Annotated in this window: 14 protein-coding genes; 1 reads left to right on the plus strand and 13 read right to left on the minus strand. The window is 55.6% G+C overall.

Annotated features, from left to right (window positions below; all coding sequences use genetic code 11):
* Nucleotides 1-209: 209 nt before the first annotated feature.
* Nucleotides 210-962: an esterase gene (yjfP, locus tag BMI79_RS15630; protein ID WP_076943053.1), complete on the minus strand. Its 753-nt coding sequence runs from the start codon at nucleotides 960-962 to the stop codon at nucleotides 210-212.
* Between the two features lie 101 nt (nucleotides 963-1,063).
* On the opposite strand from yjfP, the gene bsmA reads away from it, so the two are divergent.
* On the plus strand, nucleotides 1,064-1,372 hold the full coding sequence (gene bsmA, locus BMI79_RS15635; RefSeq protein ID WP_076943054.1) for a biofilm peroxide resistance protein BsmA: 309 nt from the start codon (nucleotides 1,064-1,066) through the stop codon (nucleotides 1,370-1,372).
* Nucleotides 1,373-1,376: 4 nt separating this feature from the next.
* Here the strand turns inward: bsmA and BMI79_RS15640 are convergent, their stop codons facing one another.
* From BMI79_RS15640 to mutL, 12 genes are all read right to left on the minus strand, one after another.
* Nucleotides 1,377-3,005, minus strand: coding sequence for an isovaleryl-CoA dehydrogenase (locus BMI79_RS15640; RefSeq protein WP_076943055.1), 1,629 nt, complete (start codon nucleotides 3,003-3,005; stop codon nucleotides 1,377-1,379).
* 250 nt (nucleotides 3,006-3,255) lie between these two features.
* Nucleotides 3,256-3,987: a 23S rRNA (guanosine(2251)-2'-O)-methyltransferase RlmB gene (rlmB, locus tag BMI79_RS15645; RefSeq protein ID WP_037404461.1), complete on the minus strand. Its 732-nt coding sequence runs from the start codon at nucleotides 3,985-3,987 to the stop codon at nucleotides 3,256-3,258.
* Nucleotides 3,988-4,047: 60 nt separating this feature from the next.
* A complete protein-coding gene (gene rnr / locus BMI79_RS15650) occupies nucleotides 4,048-6,534 on the minus strand; it encodes a ribonuclease R (RefSeq protein ID WP_076943056.1) in 2,487 nt (828 codons plus the stop codon).
* Between the two features lie 59 nt (nucleotides 6,535-6,593).
* Nucleotides 6,594-7,019 carry a nitric oxide-sensing transcriptional repressor NsrR gene (nsrR, locus tag BMI79_RS15655; protein WP_076943057.1) on the minus strand — a complete coding sequence of 142 codons (426 nt, stop codon included), beginning with the start codon at nucleotides 7,017-7,019 and terminating at the stop codon, nucleotides 6,594-6,596.
* Nucleotides 7,020-7,232: 213 nt separating this feature from the next.
* Complete coding sequence (locus BMI79_RS15660; protein WP_076943113.1) at nucleotides 7,233-8,531, minus strand: adenylosuccinate synthase; 1,299 nt, start codon at nucleotides 8,529-8,531, stop codon at nucleotides 7,233-7,235.
* A 97-nt stretch (nucleotides 8,532-8,628) separates the two neighbouring features.
* Nucleotides 8,629-8,829: a DUF2065 domain-containing protein gene (locus BMI79_RS15665; RefSeq protein WP_020824909.1), complete on the minus strand. Its 201-nt coding sequence runs from the start codon at nucleotides 8,827-8,829 to the stop codon at nucleotides 8,629-8,631.
* Nucleotides 8,830-8,889: 60 nt separating this feature from the next.
* Nucleotides 8,890-9,900, minus strand: a complete 1,011-nt coding sequence (gene hflC, locus BMI79_RS15670) for a protease modulator HflC (protein WP_076943058.1) — start codon at nucleotides 9,898-9,900, stop codon at nucleotides 8,890-8,892.
* Between the two features lie 3 nt (nucleotides 9,901-9,903).
* Nucleotides 9,904-11,169, minus strand: a complete 1,266-nt coding sequence (gene hflK, locus BMI79_RS15675; protein ID WP_076943059.1) for an FtsH protease activity modulator HflK — start codon at nucleotides 11,167-11,169, stop codon at nucleotides 9,904-9,906.
* 91 nt (nucleotides 11,170-11,260) lie between these two features.
* Nucleotides 11,261-12,541 carry a ribosome rescue GTPase HflX gene (gene hflX, locus BMI79_RS15680; protein ID WP_076943060.1) on the minus strand — a complete coding sequence of 427 codons (1,281 nt, stop codon included), beginning with the start codon at nucleotides 12,539-12,541 and terminating at the stop codon, nucleotides 11,261-11,263.
* Between the two features lie 98 nt (nucleotides 12,542-12,639).
* The gene (gene hfq / locus BMI79_RS15685; protein WP_076943061.1) at nucleotides 12,640-12,948 is read right to left on the minus strand and encodes an RNA chaperone Hfq; all 309 of its coding nucleotides are present in this window, start codon (nucleotides 12,946-12,948) and stop codon (nucleotides 12,640-12,642) included.
* 114 nt (nucleotides 12,949-13,062) lie between these two features.
* Nucleotides 13,063-14,004 carry a tRNA (adenosine(37)-N6)-dimethylallyltransferase MiaA gene (gene miaA / locus BMI79_RS15690; RefSeq protein WP_076943062.1) on the minus strand — a complete coding sequence of 314 codons (942 nt, stop codon included), beginning with the start codon at nucleotides 14,002-14,004 and terminating at the stop codon, nucleotides 13,063-13,065.
* Nucleotides 13,997-15,874 (minus strand): DNA mismatch repair endonuclease MutL, encoded by a 1,878-nt coding sequence (mutL, locus tag BMI79_RS15695; protein WP_076943063.1) that lies wholly within the window; start codon nucleotides 15,872-15,874, stop codon nucleotides 13,997-13,999. Before mutL ends, miaA begins: the two co-directional genes overlap by 8 nt.
* Between the last annotated feature and the right edge of the window lie 6 nt (nucleotides 15,875-15,880).

Here is a 15,880-nt window from a genome sequence, read left to right on the forward strand (position 1 = left end):
CCTTACGGATTATTCAGCCTCCTGTCAGGGTCAACCGCGGCCCATGGAAGCAAGGAACGTGTATGTGTGTGCGGCTGAAAAATGACGCGTAATCATACTGGCGCAAGGGGGGAAACTCAAGGACAGAGTGGGATTTATTGCAGCCCTCGGGGCAAATAGCCGTATTTACCCGTAGGAAAAGCCATATTGCCCCTCTTCCAGTGGCGAGTTTACAGCGAACACTGGAAAAAGGTGACCGTGGCAGCCAGCGCACCGGGCGTAATGCGATGCCGAACGCCCGCTTCGGTAAGATAGGTTAACCGCTGGCTCAACCCGTGCAGACGCAGATCGCTGGCCAAACGCTCACTTTCCGCCGCTGGCACCACATCATCCGCCTCTCCGTGCCAGAGCAACAGCGGCCGCCCGGCGATATTCTCCCAATGATGTTCAACGCTATAATCGGCCAGCGGCGCGATGCGTGCTGCAAAGGTGGCTTCGTCCAACGGCTGGCCTTGATCATCCAAAGGGGGATACAGCGTCTGGGCCAGCGAAGTGAAATAGCCGGATCCCATCAGGCTGGCGGCGGCCCTGATCCAAGGATAACGCGTGAACGCCCCCAATGTGGTCATAGCCCCCATCGAAGCGCCAGCCACACCGACACGCTGCCCGGCAATCAGCCCACGTTGCGCAAAACACGCGTGGAGCTCAGGCAGTTCATCGACGTTAGTTTTCAGGATCTGCCAAAAATGTGCCAACCGCCGCGCTTCGTTGCCGTCAAAACGCTCGCCGTGCATCTCGCAATCCGGCACTACCGCACGGAAACCGGCTTTTGCCAGCGCATAAGCGAAATAGGCATACACCTCTTTTGAGGAGATATAGCCGTGATAGAAAAAGACTGTCGGTAACGGTTGCTCATACTGCCCTGCAGGCACCGCGTGGATCACCGCGATATCCCCTGCACGTTCATCATGCATCTCTACCATTTATTCTCCCCTTAGAATCCATTGGGTGTTACCAAGCATAAAGGGTATAACAAATGATTGCGTTACACTGAATAACTGAAGCGGATTTTCCGAGGCCTGCCATGAATCTTTCCCGTGCCGTAATACCCCTGCTGCTGATCAATCTGCTCGCAAGCTGCAGCCAGTCTGACACCACGCCCAACTCTCAGCCAGCACCCAACGTGCAGACGCAGCAAATTACCCGAATGCAAAGCGCTGGGCTGGAGAAAATGGCCACCATCAGCGCGCAGGTGCGCGGCAGCCCGATGGACGTGGAGGCCGAGATCCAGCGCAAAGCTAACGCAAACGGCGCACGTTATTACCTGATCATCATGAACAGCGATACCATCGTGCCCGGTCAATGGTACTCACAGGCGATTCTTTATCGTTGAATCTTTATGCCCCCATCGCTCGGTTCAGCAGCGTGTCGCATACGTTGTCCGACAACAAGCTCTCGCCGCGATGATCCAGCGTTAAATGGCACCAGGCCTCGGCAACAGGCGGGGGGCTATACTGCAACAACTGTGCAGCACAGCATAAGTCGAACAGTTGCTGGGTCAGCAAACGCCCCATTTCTTCACGTGGCTGGCGCATACGCTGCTGCCACTGCCGCCAGGCGCGATCGAACAAGCGATTCTGCCCACGCACGGCGGCAAGCTCGTGTTGCAGTACCTCACGCGCGCGCGGTAATTTATGCAGGCTGCGCAAAACGTCCAGGCACATAATATTGCCGGAGCCTTCCCAAATGCTGTTGACCGGCATTTCACGATACAGCCGTGGCAATTCGTTGTCCTCGCAATAGCCGATACCCCCCAGCACTTCCATCGCTTCAGCGATAAACGGCGCACCTTGGCGGCAGAGGCTGTATTTGGCGGCTGGCGTCAACAGGCGGCTATAAATCGCTTCCCCCTCGTTGTTGCGGGTTTCCCAGGCACGCGCCAGCCGGAACAGCAACGCCGTGTGCCCTTCAAGGCGCAATGCCATACCGGCGAGCACCTGACGCATCAGCGGTTGTTCAATTAGCGTTTTGCCGAACACCTGCCGCTGTAGCGTATGATACAGCGCTACCGACAATCCCCGCCGCATCAGGCCATGGCTACCCAGCGCGCAATCAAAACGCGTCATCCCCCCCATTTTGAGGATGTGCCGCACGCCGTCACCTTCATCCCCTAACAGCCAAGCGGTGGCATCTTGAAACTCCACTTCACTGCTGGCATTGGAGCGATTACCCAGTTTGTCTTTCAATCGCTCTAACCGCACCGCATTGCGCGTGCCATCCGGCAGAATACGCGGCAGGAAAAAGCAGGACAGCCCACCTTTCGTTTGCGCCAGCACCAGATGGGCGTCGCTTTGCGGTACTGAAAAAAACCATTTGTGCCCCACCAATCGATAGGCTTCACCGTTACCCCGCCCGCCAAGCGGCACTGCGGTCGTGGTATTACTCAGAACATCCGATCCCCCCTGCTTTTCGGTCATCCCCATACCAATCAGCAAACCGCGTTTTTGCCCTCCCGGCAGCAAATGGGGGTCATAACGATCGGAGAGCAGCGGAGCCAGCCAAGGTTGAAAGGCCGACGGCAGCGAGCGCTGCAATAAGGGAATGGCACCAAAAGTCATGGTGATGGGGCAAAGCGTTCCGGCCTCAACCTGCGCATGCAACACAAAACGTGCCGCGCGGGCAACAAAAGAGCCTAGGCGCGCATCTTCTTGCCACGGCAGATTATGAACCCGATTAGCCACCAGCCCTTGCATCAGAATGTGCCAGGCAGGGTGAAAACGCACATCATCCAGGCGCTGCCCGGTGGCATCGTAGCGCAGCAGCTCCGGCGGGTTGGCGTTAGCCAATCGCCCCAACTCCAACGACTCCTGTGTGCCTAACTGTTGGCCGAGAGAGGCCAGAACGTCAAGATCCCAGTTGGCCTGCTCACGTTGCACCGCTTCACGCAGCGGCGTATCAGAAAGAAAAAGATTACTGTTGCCCAAGGGCTTGGGCTGGTTGAAAACCGTATGCGTATTCCAGACCATTGTTTGACTCCCTGATTAACTATCAAGGTCATTATGGTCGCTGAGGGGATTTCTGCCGGAGACGGGATCACAAGATGGAAGATTGGAGATAGAGGCGTAGAATCCCCGCCCCTGAGATAACGTTATACTCTAAATAATTCGAGTTGCATGTAGGCGGCAAGTCCGAGAGTCGCCAGGAGCATAGCTCACTATGTGACTGGTGCGAACGGACGCAGCCAACACCCAGGCAACTTGAAGTATGACGAGTATGTCAGCTACGCTGACGCACCGCTTCAAACAGACATATCCCGGTAGCCACCGAAACGTTGAGTGAGGAAACCGTGCCCGCCATCGGGATACTGATCAGTTCATCACAATGCTCGCGGGTCAAACGACGCATACCTTCACCTTCGGCCCCCATCACCAGCGCCATCGGCCCGGTCATTTTGCTTTGGTATAGCGTATGGTCGGCCTCACCGGCAGTCCCCACGATCCAGATATTCATCTCTTGCAGCAGACGCAAAGTACGCGCCAGATTGGTGACGCTGATCAACGGCACGTTTTCCGCCGCACCGCAGGCCACTTTCTTCGCCGTCGCGTTCAGTTGCGCAGAGCGATCGCGCGGGACAATCACCGCATGCACTCCGGCCGCATCGGCGCTGCGCAGGCAGGCACCGAGGTTGTGCGGATCGGTCACGCCGTCCAGCACCAGCAGGAAGGGGGTTTCGATGCTTTCCAGCAGGCCCGGCAAGTCGTTTTCCTGATATTTGCGCCCTTCACGCACCCGCGCGATGATTCCCTGATGAACCGCGCCTTCCGCCTTTTCATCCAGCCATTGGCGGTTAGCCACCTGGATCACGATGCCGGTCGCTTCCAGTTCGGCAATCAGCGGTTGCAGGCGACGATCGTCGCGCCCTTTGAGGATAAACACTTCCAGGAAGCGTTGTGGATCGCGCTCTAATAGGGCTTTGACGGCGTGAATACCGTAAATAATTTCGCTCATGATGCTCTTTTAACTGTGCGGCCGGGGGAAACCCGGCCGGGGATAATAACGTGCTGCCGGTTAACCCTGTGCAGCACCTTTGCTCTTGCTGGCGCGTTTGGCTTTGGTCGCTGCCGCTATCTTTTTGGTTTTTTCAGACGGTTTCTTGGCTTTCGCCTTTTTGTCTTTCTTCACCTTATCGGCAGGTTTGGCCCCTTCTTTGCGGAAGGCACTGTCCGGCTCAAAGTTGGCCGGTGGTTTGCCGCCACGGCGCTTTGGCTTGGCCTGAGAACGCCCCGCACCGGCACCATCACGCAAGGTACGCTGGCCACCGTTTTTGGCGCGCTCGCGTTCAGTTTTGCCTTCACCACGCGGTTTACGGGTGCTGGAGACCAATGCGAAGTCGATCTTGCGCTCGTCCATATGCACCGCATCAACGCGGATCTCTACCGTATCCCCCAGGCGATAAACCATGCCGGAAGACTCGCCGATCAGCCGCTGGCCAATATTATCGTAGCGATAGTAATCGTTATCCAGCGTTGATACGTGCACCAACCCGTCGATAAACAGATCGTTCAAGCGGACAAAGAAGCCAAAACCGGTGACGCTGGCAATAATGCCGCTGAACACTTCACCGACATGATCCTGCATGAAGTCACACTTCAGCCAGTCGGCTACGTTACGCGTGGCTTCATCCGCACGGCGCTCGGTCATCGAGCAATGTGCGCCCAGTTGCAGCATCTCTTCAAACTCGCTGTGCCAGCCGCCGGTCGGAGTCCAGCGCTCTTTCTGCTCACCATGCTCTTTAGCCAGCAGGTACTTGATGGCACGGTGTAATGACAGATCCGGATAACGGCGGATCGGCGACGTAAAGTGCCCATAAGACGCCAGTGCCAGGCCAAAGTGACCGCGGTTTTCTGGATCGTAGATCGCCTGTTTCATTGAACGCAGCAGCATGGTTTGCAGCATTTCACGATCCGGGCGATCCGCCACTTCATCCATCAGGGTGGCGTAGTCTTTCGGCTGCGGCTTCAAACCGCCGCCCAGCGTCAGGCCCAGCTCGCTCAACACGCTGCGCAACGCAGAGATGTGATCGTCACTTGGGCGATCGTGCACGCGGAACAGCGCCGGTTCGCCGTTCTTTTCCACAAAACGCGCGGCAGCGATGTTCGCCATGATCATACATTCTTCGATCAGCTTGTGCGCGTCGTTACGTACCGTAGGTTCCACGCGCTCAATGCGCCGCTCGGCGTTGAAGATAAACTTGGCTTCTTCAGTTTCGAAGGCAATACCACCGCGCTCAGCGCGCGCCTGATCCAATACTTTATACAGGGCATGCAGTTCCTGCAGATGCTTAACCAGCGGATGATACTGCTCACGCAGATCCTGATCGCCCTGCAGAATATGCCAGACTTTGGTATAGGTTAAACGCGCATGGGAGCTCATCACCGCTTCGTAGAATTTGTGCGAAGACAGCCTGCCCTGAGCGGAGATGGTCATCTCACACACCATGCACAGGCGGTCAACCTGTGGGTTGAGCGAACACAGGCCGTTGGACAGCACTTCCGGCAGCATCGGGACCACTTCAGACGGGAAATAGACCGAGGTGCCACGGCTGCGGGCTTCGTCATCCAGTGCGGTACGCGGGCGCACGTAATAGCTGACGTCGGCAATGGCTACCCACAGGCGCCAGCCGCCGCCGCGCTTTTTCTCACAAAACACCGCATCATCGAAGTCGCGCGCATCTTCGCCATCAATGGTGACCAGCGGCAGATGGCGCAGATCGACACGCCCTTTCTTGGCGGCCTCTGGCACTTGCTCACTGAGATCGGCCACCTGTTTTTCCACCTGTGGTGGCCAGGTATGGGGGATCTCGTGGGTACGCAATGCGATATCTACCGCCATGCTGGTGCCCATTTTATCGCCCAGAACTTCAACGATCTTGCCAACCGCTTTGGTACGCCGCGTTGGGCGCTGGGTCAGTTCCACCACCACCATATAGCCCATGCGCGCACCGCTGATGGAATCGGCTGGGATCAGGATATCGAAGCTCAGGCGGCCATCATCCGGCACCACAAAACCGGTACCGGCATCGGTAAAGTAGCGGCCAACGATCTGGCTGGTCTTTGGCACCAGTACGCGCACGATACGCGCTTCGCGGCGGCCTTTGCGATCTTCACCCAAGGGTTGTGCCAGCACCACGTCGCCGTGGATCGCCATTTTCATCTGTTCAGCGGAGAGATAGAGATCGTCTTTGCGGCCATCAACGCGCAGGAAGCCGAAGCCGTCGCGGTGCCCAATCACGGTGCCACGCAGCAGGTCCAGACGCTCCGGCAGCGCATAGCACTGGCGGCGGGTAAACACTAACTGCCCGTCACGCTCCATCGCCCGCAGGCGACGACGCAACGCTTCCAACTGTTCTTCACCGGACAAATTCAGTTCATTACCCAACTCTTCGCGGCTGGCCGGCGTTTCACGTTTCGCCAAGTGGGCCAGGATAAATTCACGACTCGGAATTGGGGATTCGTATTTTTCTGCTTCTCGTTCCAGGAATGGATCTTGTGACATTGAGGTTCCTCCGTTGTCATCAGCAGGGTGTCGCTGAGCCTTGTGTTCTCAGCGACGCTTTATTCAACAAGCAACAGCTTGTAGAGCGGCGGATTTTCCTCAACCATATCGGCCAAAGTATGCTTATCCAGCTCTTCAAGGAAATTTTGTACGCTCTGGTAGAGCACCTGCTTCAGGCGACAGGCTGAGGTGATATGGCAAAATTCACGGCTGCAGTTAACCAACGAAAGCGGTTCCAAAGCACGCACCACATCGCCAAGGCGAATGGTTTCAGCCGGTTTACCCAAACGGATGCCGCCGTTTTTGCCACGCACGGCGGTGACAAAGCCTTCGCGGCTCAGTTGGTTGATGATTTTTACCATATGGTTGCGTGAAACGCCGTACACCTCCGTCACTTCCGAGATGCTGGTCATTCTGTCCGCTGGCAATGATGCCAGATAGATCAATGCCCGCAGGCCATAATCAGTAAAACTTGTTAACTGCACGTCTACCTCTGGGTATCAGGTTACTTGACTGATTTTGGATGACTCTCTTGGATAATAAACCAGCCGGAGAGTTCGCAGCTAATTATTTAGCGCTGAGAAGCCCCTTATCTAGCAGAATGGAAGGATTTTTTGATGTGAAACCACAATCGGAGAGAATAAATGAGAAAAACAAACCGGGACTAGGCCCGGTTTGTGTGATGGGATAGCAAATGATTACGCGTCGAATGGGTCACGCAGAATCATGGTTTCACTACGATCTGGGCCAGTCGAGATAATATCTACCGGTACACCGGTCAGTTCTTCGATACGCTTGATGTAGTTCAGCGCTGCCTGCGGCAGTTTACTGTGCTCTTGCACACCAAAGGTGGTTTCACTCCAGCCAGGCATAACTTCGTAGATCGGCTCAATGCCTTCCCAACCTTCTGCGGCCAACGGTGTGGTGGTCATTTCGCGGCCATCCGGCATACGGTAAGCCACACAGATCTTCACTTCTTTCAGGCCATCCAGCACGTCCAACTTGGTCAGGCAGAAGCCGGACAGGGAGTTGATCTGCACGGCACGACGCACCGCGACCGCATCCAGCCAGCCGGTACGACGGCGACGGCCGGTAGTGGCGCCAAATTCGTTACCCTGCTTGCACAGGTATTCGCCGGTTTCGTCGAACAGCTCGGTTGGGAACGGGCCTGCGCCTACGCGGGTAGAATAGGCCTTCACGATGCCCAGCACGTAGTCCACATAACGCGGGCCAATGCCTGAACCGGTAGCCACGCCACCTGCGGTGGTGTTGGAAGAGGTGACGTACGGATAGGTACCGTGATCGATATCCAGCAGCGTGCCCTGCGCACCTTCGAACATGATCAGATCGCCACGCTTGCGCGCACCGTCCAGCAGTTCGGAAACATCAACCACCATCGCGGTCAGGATGTCGGCAACCGCCAGCACGTCGTCCAGCGTTTTCTGGTAGTCGACGGCGTCTACTTTGTAGTAGTTAACCAACTGGAAGTTGTGATAATCGATGATGTCTTTCAGCTTCACAGCGAAAGTGGCTTTGTCGAACAGATCGCCCACGCGCAGGCCACGGCGAGCCACCTTATCTTCATAAGCCGGGCCGATACCACGACCGGTGGTGCCGATCGCTTTCGCGCCGCGTGCTTTTTCACGCGCGTTATCCAGCGCAACGTGATAAGGCAGGATCAGCGGGCAAGCTTCGGACAGTAACAGACGTTCGCGTACCGGGATGCCGCGCGCTTCGAGTTCACCCATCTCCTTCATCAACGCATCTGGGGCCAGAACCACACCGTTGCCGATGATGCTGGTGACGTTTTCACGCAAGATGCCTGAGGGAATTAAATGAAGAACGGTTTTTTCACCGTTGATAACCAGAGTGTGGCCAGCGTTATGGCCACCTTGGTAGCGCACAACATATTGAGCCCGTTCAGTCAGCAGGTCTACGACCTTACCCTTACCTTCGTCACCCCATTGGGTGCCCAGTACGACGACGTTCTTACCCATTTTCAAAATCACCGATTGCTTAAAAATGGATTCTAACATCGTAATTCTTCAGTTTCAGCACTTTTAGCATACGATTGCATACTTTTTCGGCTAAAATTTAAACCCCTGTACGGCTACGCAACATGTAGTAGATCACACAGCCTGCAACCACTATTCCACCGCCAAAACGCCGCAATGTGGAATCCGGCAACTGTGTCATCGCCAGGATCATTTTGCGCCAAGCCTGTGGAAACAGCATCGGCCCCAGTCCTTCCAATACCAAAACCAGCCCGAGGGCCAGCCAAATCGTCGAGTTCATCTCTTCCCCCAATTAAGAAGGGCCCGTAATTAACGGGCCCCTGGTATCACTTTACTGGCATTATCTATTGCGAGTAGGTTCCGACGATTTCATGTAGCGGAAGAAATCGCTTTCCGGGCTCAACACCATCACGTCCTGGTTGCCTGGGCCGAAGCTGGCCTCATAAGCACGCAGGCTACGGATGAAAGCATAAAAATCCGGATCCTGGCTGAAGGCCGCGGCGAACAACCTGGCCGCTTCTGCATCACCGGCACCGCGAGTGATACGCGCCTGCCGCTCTGCTTCCGCGATCGTACGGGTCACTTCGTAGTCGGCAGTGGCGCGCAACTTCTCGGCTTCTTCCTGGCCTTGTGAACGGTGACGACGGGCTACCGCTTCACGCTCTGCGCGCATACGCTGGAAGATCGCATCAGACACTTCCGCCGGCAGGTTGATCTGCTTGATCCGCACGTCAACCACTTCGATCCCCAGCGCCGCCATGCTGTTCGGATTAACGGCTGGCTGCTTGCCCGTGGTTTCCCGCTCAACGCGCGCTGCAGCAGAAGCAATAGCATCATCCGCTTCCGTGGTCGCGGCTTCTTCACCGTCACCAACGGTACCGGTGTTCAGCGCATCACGCACGTCGGCCATCAGGCGACCACGCGAGTCTGTGACGATATCACGCACGTCCAGACGACCAATCTCAGAACGCAGACGGTCACTGAACTTACGTTTCAGCAGCACTTCTGCCTGAGAAACGTCACCACCACCGGTGGCTAGGTAGTAGCGGCTGAAATCACTGATACGCCATTTCAGGTAAGAATCGACGATCAGGTCTTTCTTCTCGCTGGTAACAAAGCGATCGGCCTGGTTATCCATGGTCTGGATACGTGCATCCAGCTTTTTCACGGTTTCAACGAACGGGATCTTGAAGTGCAGACCCGGTGCATACACCAGTGGTTTGTTTTCGTTGTCGCGCAGTACTTTGCCGAAACGCAGCACAATGCCGCGCTCGCCTTCCTGTACCACAAACATTGAGGTATAGAGTGCTACCAGCACCACAGCGACGATAACTATGAAAGACTTACGCATTGATTATTCTCTCCCTACGCGAGTGTTGTCGCTACGCTGCGTATTTGCACGGCGTTGGTCCATGATCGAACCCGCGCTGGTGCTACTGGTGCCCGCATCTGCCGTATTGCTGGTAGAAGGAGCTGGGTTGAGACGAATCAGGCTGGTATCTTTACTGCCTTCGGTCGCCGCTTTACCGGTCTGGCCACGCAACATCTGATCCAGTGGTAACACCATCAGGTTGTTGTTACCTTTGTCATTCACCAGCACCTTGCGGGTATGGCTCAGGACTTTTTCCATGGTTTCGATATACAGACGCTCGCGGGTAATTTCCGGTGCAGATTTGTATTCCGGCAACAGTTTGGCAAAGCGCGCCACTTCACCCTGAGCTTCCAGAACCGTACGGGCCTCATAGGCTCTGGCGTCTTCTAACAGACGCTGTGCCTGACCGTTAGCACGCGGCTGAACTTCGTTGGCATAAGCTTCCGCTTCACGGATGTATTGCTGTTCGTTCTCACGTGCGGCAATCGCATCATCAAACGCGGCTTTTACCTCTTCCGGCGGACGTGCAGCCTGGAAGTTGACGTCCAGCAGAGTGATCCCCATTTTGTACGGACGAATGGTTTCTTCCAGTACACGCTGAGTGTCGCTACGCACGATGGTACGGCCTTCGGTCAGGATCTTGTCCATGGTGTATTTGCCGATAACGCCACGCAGCGCACTGTCGGTAGCCTGTCTCAGGCTATCATTGGCATCGGTCACGCTGAACAGATAGGCTGCCGGATCGGTCACGCGGTACTGCACGTTCATTTCTACGCGCACCACGTTTTCGTCGGACGTCAGCATCACACCGGAGGCTGCCAGTTCACGCACCGATTCCACGTTCACTGGCCGCACTTCATCAATAAAGGTCGGTTTCCAGTTCAGGCCCGGCTGTACCAGGTGGCTGAACTTACCAAAGCGTGTTACCACGCCGCGCTCGGCTTCTTTGATGGTATAGAAACCGCTTGCGGCCCAGATCACCACCGCCGCAACCGCAGCAATACCGATAATTCGGCCACTGAAGTTCGGCCCGGCAGAACCCGTGCCACCGCTGTTATTGCTGTTGGAGCCTTTGCCCCCGCCCAGGCTGCTCAATTTCTTGCTCAGCTTGCGGAAGATATCATCTAAATCCGGTGGCCCTTGATCGCGACCGCCTTTATTGTTACCGCCAGAGTTGCCGCCATTGTTATTGCTGCTCCCCCACGGGTCGCGGTCCTGTCCGTTATTACCGGGCTGATTCCACGCCATGTTTTAGCTCCATTATTCTGTGATTGGGTACTTCAGGCTAACGCTTAATCCACGCGGCATTAAGCGAGCACTCAAATGTAACAGTATATGATCATACGATAAAGTTAATCAGATCCTGTTCCTGCTTACAGAGGCGACGCCATTCAACGATCGGCATGCGTACCACCACACCGATACTGCCGTCCTCTTCATTCCATTCTTTTTCGATTGCCTGAAGCTGATAAAAACGGCTACGAAGACGACCCGCCTGCGGAGGTAAACGCAGTTCATAATGCGCGATTTCCCCCGATAAGCGCTCCGTCAACGCCTGAAATAGCAACGGGATACCTTCTCCACTGGCGGCGGACAGCCACACGCGGATCGGTAAGTTTTCATCGTTGCGATCGATACGCGGGACAAAATCATCCAACATATCTATTTTGTTCATCACGAGCAGTGATGGGATCTCATCCGACTCAATCTCTGCCAATACGGTATTCACCGCTTCAATGTTCTCTTCCACCCGGGTATCCGCAGCGTCGATCACATGTAACAGCAGAGAGGCCTGGCGCGTTTCCTGCAGCGTCGCTTTAAACGCGGCAACAAGATCGTGCGGCAGGTGCCGGATAAAGCCTACGGTATCCGCCAACACGGTATCGCCCACGTCCGCTACGTCAATACGCCGCAGGGTAGGATCCAGGGTGGCAAATAGCTGATCTGCCACATAAACCTCGGCAGATGTCATTCGGTTGAACAGAGTGGATTTACCGGCGTTGGTGTACCCCACCAGCGATACGGTTGGCACATCGGCACGGGTACGGGCTCGCCGCCCCTGCTCGCGCTGCTTCTCTACCCGCTCAAGGCGCTTGAGAATCAGGCTGATGCGATCGCGCAGTAAACGACGGTCGGTTTCTAGCTGGGTTTCCCCCGGTCCGCGCAGGCCAATCCCCCCTTTCTGACGTTCAAGGTGTGTCCAGCCACGAACCAGACGGGTGGCAATATGGCGCAACTGCGCCAGCTCTACCTGCAGCTTACCTTCATGAGTACGGGCACGCTGGGCAAAGATATCTAAAATCAACCCGGTGCGATCGATCACCCGGCATTCACACAGGCGTTCGAGATTTCTCTCCTGCGCCGGGGAAAGGGAATGATCAAACAGGACAACAGACGCGCCACTGGCTTTCACTGCATCTGCAATTTCTTCGGCCTTTCCTTCACCGACAAAGTATTTGGGATGCGGCGCTTTGCGGCTACCCGTCACCACTTGCAAAGCCTCAACACCCGCAGAGGACACCAGCGACTCGAACTCACTGAGATCTTCTGTATCTTTGTCTTGCGAGAAATAGATATGAACCAGGACGGCCTGCTCACCGGCTTCATAACGGTCAAACAAGCGTGCAACCTCTCAAACGGACAAAAACCGCGAGTTTGGGGAGCATGAACAGCACTTTACTGTTTATGCTCCCCGTCATGGTTGACTCGCAACGCGCCTTATTCAGCGTCATCGCTTTCCTGCTGCGGCTGTTGCGGCGCAGACGGGTTGTTACCATGGTGATAGTTACTGGTGCCGCTGCTCGGATTGTTGCTGTGGTGCGATACCGGGCGTGACGGGACAACGGTAGAGATAGCGTGCTTATAAACCATCTGGCTCACCGTGTTCTTCAACAGGATGACAAACTGGTCAAAAGACTCAATCTGGCCTTGCAGCTTAATACCATTCACCAAATAAATAGAAACCGGAACACGTTCACGACGCAATGCGTTCAGGAACGGATCTTGCAAAGATTGCCCCTTAGCCATTCTATCTTTTCCTTATTTGCTTGTTGTTTGTAACTAAGAACCTATCGGCTCTAAAATAAACGACCTAAAAAATTTGCGCGCTGAATACTCATCAATTGTACACAATCACTCAACCTATGCACTAACAACCTGTATTACCGAGTCCAAAGCCTCTCCCGGCTTTTCACTGTCCAACCAACGAACCGACTCCCAACCCCGTAACCAGGTCATTTGGCGCTTGGCCAATTGACGTGTTGCGCAAATACCACGATAAACCATTTCATCGTAACTAATTTCACCAGACAAATATGACCACATCTGGCGATAACCGACACAGCGAATGGAAGGCAAATCCGTATGCAAATCACCCCGTGCAAAAAGCGCACGCGCTTCCGTCTCAAAACCTGCCGCCAACATCTGCTCGAAGCGCTGCGCAATGCGTTGATGCAACAACTCACGGCTGACTGGCGCTATCGCAAATTGGTGAACATGATAAGGTAACGATTCACCCGAAATTTTAGTCAGTTCCGTTAAAGTTTTACCCGAAATAAAAAAAACTTCCAGTGCTCTGGAGAGTCTCTGCGGATCATTGGGATGAATTCGCATGGCCGCCACCGGGTCAATATCCTGCAATTGACGGTGCAATGCCTCCCAACCCTGCTCTGCCGCCTGCTGCTCAATACGCTCACGCACCGCCGGATCGGCCGACGGCAAGGGTGACAATCCTTCCAACAACGCCTTGAAATACAGCATGGTACCGCCGACCAACAGCGGGATTCGCCCAGCGGCGGTAATCTCGCTCATCTCTTTCAGCGCATCGGCGCGAAAATCCGCGGCAGAATAGGCTTGCGCCGGATCGCGAATATCGATCAGGCGATGCGGGGCCTGTGCCAGTTCCTCTGCCGTCGGCTTGGCGGTGCCAATATCCATCCCACGATAAATCAGCGCAGAGTCTACGCTGATCAGTTCCACCGGCAGGCGCTCACGCAGCGCCATTGCCAGCGCGGTCTTGCCCGAGGCCGTTGGCCCCATGATAAAAATGGCCGGGGGGCGATGTGTCATTTCAGTATCAGTCATGCTTAAGCGCTGCCAGTGCAGCCTGTAAATCAACAGGTTGTAAAAGACCACCGGGTGGAGATTTGACCAGATGCGGGCAAAGTCGTTCCACGTCGGTCAACAATTGTATCGCTTGCGAGTTGTTCCACTGTTCATGTTCACTGCCTAAATGACGGGCGATCCAGGTGGCCAGCACGGTGGGCGACATATCCTGATGTTCGGCCAGATAGCCTAACAGCTCAGGTATCAGTTTTTGTAAATTTTGTTGCCGTAACGGTAAAGGAACTGCGCGCAGCGTCACACGCCCGTGATCGGATTGCAGTTCCAGCCCCATTTTTACCAGCAAAGCCTGGTGCTGCACACAGGCCGCAGCTTCATTTTTATTCAGTGTCAGCTTGATCGGAATCAGCAGCGGCTGTGGCCGTAGGCCTTCTTCCGGCGGGCAAAGCTGTGCCTGGCGCAACCAACGTTCGGCGATCGGCAAATTCAGTATCACCAGTTGCTGACGTTGCTCGATCAGCGCATAGCTTGGGGGATAAACCATCAACACGCGGCCAAAACTGTGCTGGTTACCGGCCAATGGCGCTTCCTGTTCCGCTTTAGCGGGCGGGAACAAAGGCGGTTTGCCCGGCTCTGGCGCGGCTTCCGTTAACGCCGGTGCTGCCTGCAACAGCTTGCCGTACAGCTCACCCTCACGCTTCTGGTAACCGGGCCCGGCCTGATAAGGCGGCTGGGGCGTGCGTTCACGCGCCACGGAAGGGGCTACGGGCTGCGGCTCACGCGGTGGGGCAGGCTGCGAAAAATGGTTGCCACCGGCCGCCACGCGATTTTCCGGCTGCCATGCGGGCACTTCCTGTGCACCTTGTTCCTCTGCCAACGGCAAGGGCACGTTACCAGCCTGCTGCAACACGGTCGTAACCGCCTGATAGATAAAATCATGCACCAGCCGCGCCTGATGGAAACGCACTTCATGTTTTGCCGGATGAACGTTCACATCCACCTGATGGGGATCCACTTCCAGATAAAGCACGTAAGCTGGCTGCTGATCGTCTTTCAACTGATCCTGATACGCCTGGCGGATGGCATGATTGATCAGGCGATCGCGCATCATCCGGTTGTTAACGTAGCAGTATTGCATTTCCCCCAGTTGGCGTGCGCCTTCTGGATCCGCCACCCAACCGCGAATGGTGAGATCGCCATGCTGCCAGGAGATCGCCAGCGCATGCTGCAAAAAGGCCGGGCCACAGATGCTGGCTAAGCGGCGTTCGTGCTGGCTTTCTTCTTTGGCTGCGCGATACTGGCGTATCAGCTTGCCGTTGTGATTCAGGTTGATTGCCACATCGAAACGCGCCAGCGCAATGCGCCGCACCACTTCATCAATGTGGCCGAATTCGGTTTTTTCCGTGCGCATGAACTTGCGCCGTGCTGGGGTGTTGTAAAACAGATCGAGCACTTCTACTGTGCTGCCCACCGGATGAGCGGCGGGCTTCACCGTAACGGCCTGATCGCGCCCTTCCGCATAGGCCTGCCAGGCCTCATTTTGCTCTTCAGTGCGTGAGGTGAGCGTCAGGCGTGAAACTGAACTAATACTGGCCAGCGCTTCGCCGCGAAAACCCAGGCTGACGATCGCTTCCAAATCGTCGAGGGTGCTGATTTTACTGGTGGCATGGCGCGCCAGCGCCAAGGCAAGATCGGCTTTACCAATCCCACAGCCGTTATCACGAATGCGGATCAGCTTGGCACCGCCGCGTTCGATATCAATATCAATACGCGTCGCGCCCGCGTCCAGACTGTTTTCTACCAGTTCCTTCACTACCGACGCAGGCCGCTCAACCACTTCTCCGGCGGCAATCTGGTTGGCAAGCTGTGGCGGTAACACCTGGATAGGCATGCGAAT

Source organism: Serratia oryzae (assembly GCF_001976145.1).
Taxonomy (GTDB): Bacteria; Pseudomonadota; Gammaproteobacteria; order Enterobacterales; family Enterobacteriaceae; genus Chania; species Chania oryzae.

Excerpts from the sequence above, each read along its gene's own strand:
- yjfP (WP_076943053.1), bottom strand. The coding sequence starts at position 962 with ATGGTAGAGATGCATGATGAACGTGCAGGGGATATCGCGGTGATCCAC.
- bsmA (WP_076943054.1), top strand. The coding sequence starts at position 1,064 with ATGAATCTTTCCCGTGCCGTAATACCCCTGCTGCTGATCAATCTGCTC.
- BMI79_RS15640 (WP_076943055.1), bottom strand. The coding sequence starts at position 3,005 with ATGGTCTGGAATACGCATACGGTTTTCAACCAGCCCAAGCCCTTGGGC.
- rlmB (WP_037404461.1), bottom strand. The coding sequence starts at position 3,987 with ATGAGCGAAATTATTTACGGTATTCACGCCGTCAAAGCCCTATTAGAG.
- rnr (WP_076943056.1), bottom strand. The coding sequence starts at position 6,534 with ATGTCACAAGATCCATTCCTGGAACGAGAAGCAGAAAAATACGAATCC.
- BMI79_RS15660 (WP_076943113.1), bottom strand. The coding sequence starts at position 8,531 with ATGGGTAAGAACGTCGTCGTACTGGGCACCCAATGGGGTGACGAAGGT.
- BMI79_RS15665 (WP_020824909.1), bottom strand. The coding sequence starts at position 8,829 with ATGAACTCGACGATTTGGCTGGCCCTCGGGCTGGTTTTGGTATTGGAA.
- hflC (WP_076943058.1), bottom strand. The coding sequence starts at position 9,900 with ATGCGTAAGTCTTTCATAGTTATCGTCGCTGTGGTGCTGGTAGCACTC.
- hflK (WP_076943059.1), bottom strand. The coding sequence starts at position 11,169 with ATGGCGTGGAATCAGCCCGGTAATAACGGACAGGACCGCGACCCGTGG.
- hfq (WP_076943061.1), bottom strand. The coding sequence starts at position 12,948 with ATGGCTAAGGGGCAATCTTTGCAAGATCCGTTCCTGAACGCATTGCGT.
- miaA (WP_076943062.1), bottom strand. The coding sequence starts at position 14,004 with ATGACTGATACTGAAATGACACATCGCCCCCCGGCCATTTTTATCATG.
- mutL (WP_076943063.1), bottom strand. The coding sequence starts at position 15,874 with ATGCCTATCCAGGTGTTACCGCCACAGCTTGCCAACCAGATTGCCGCC.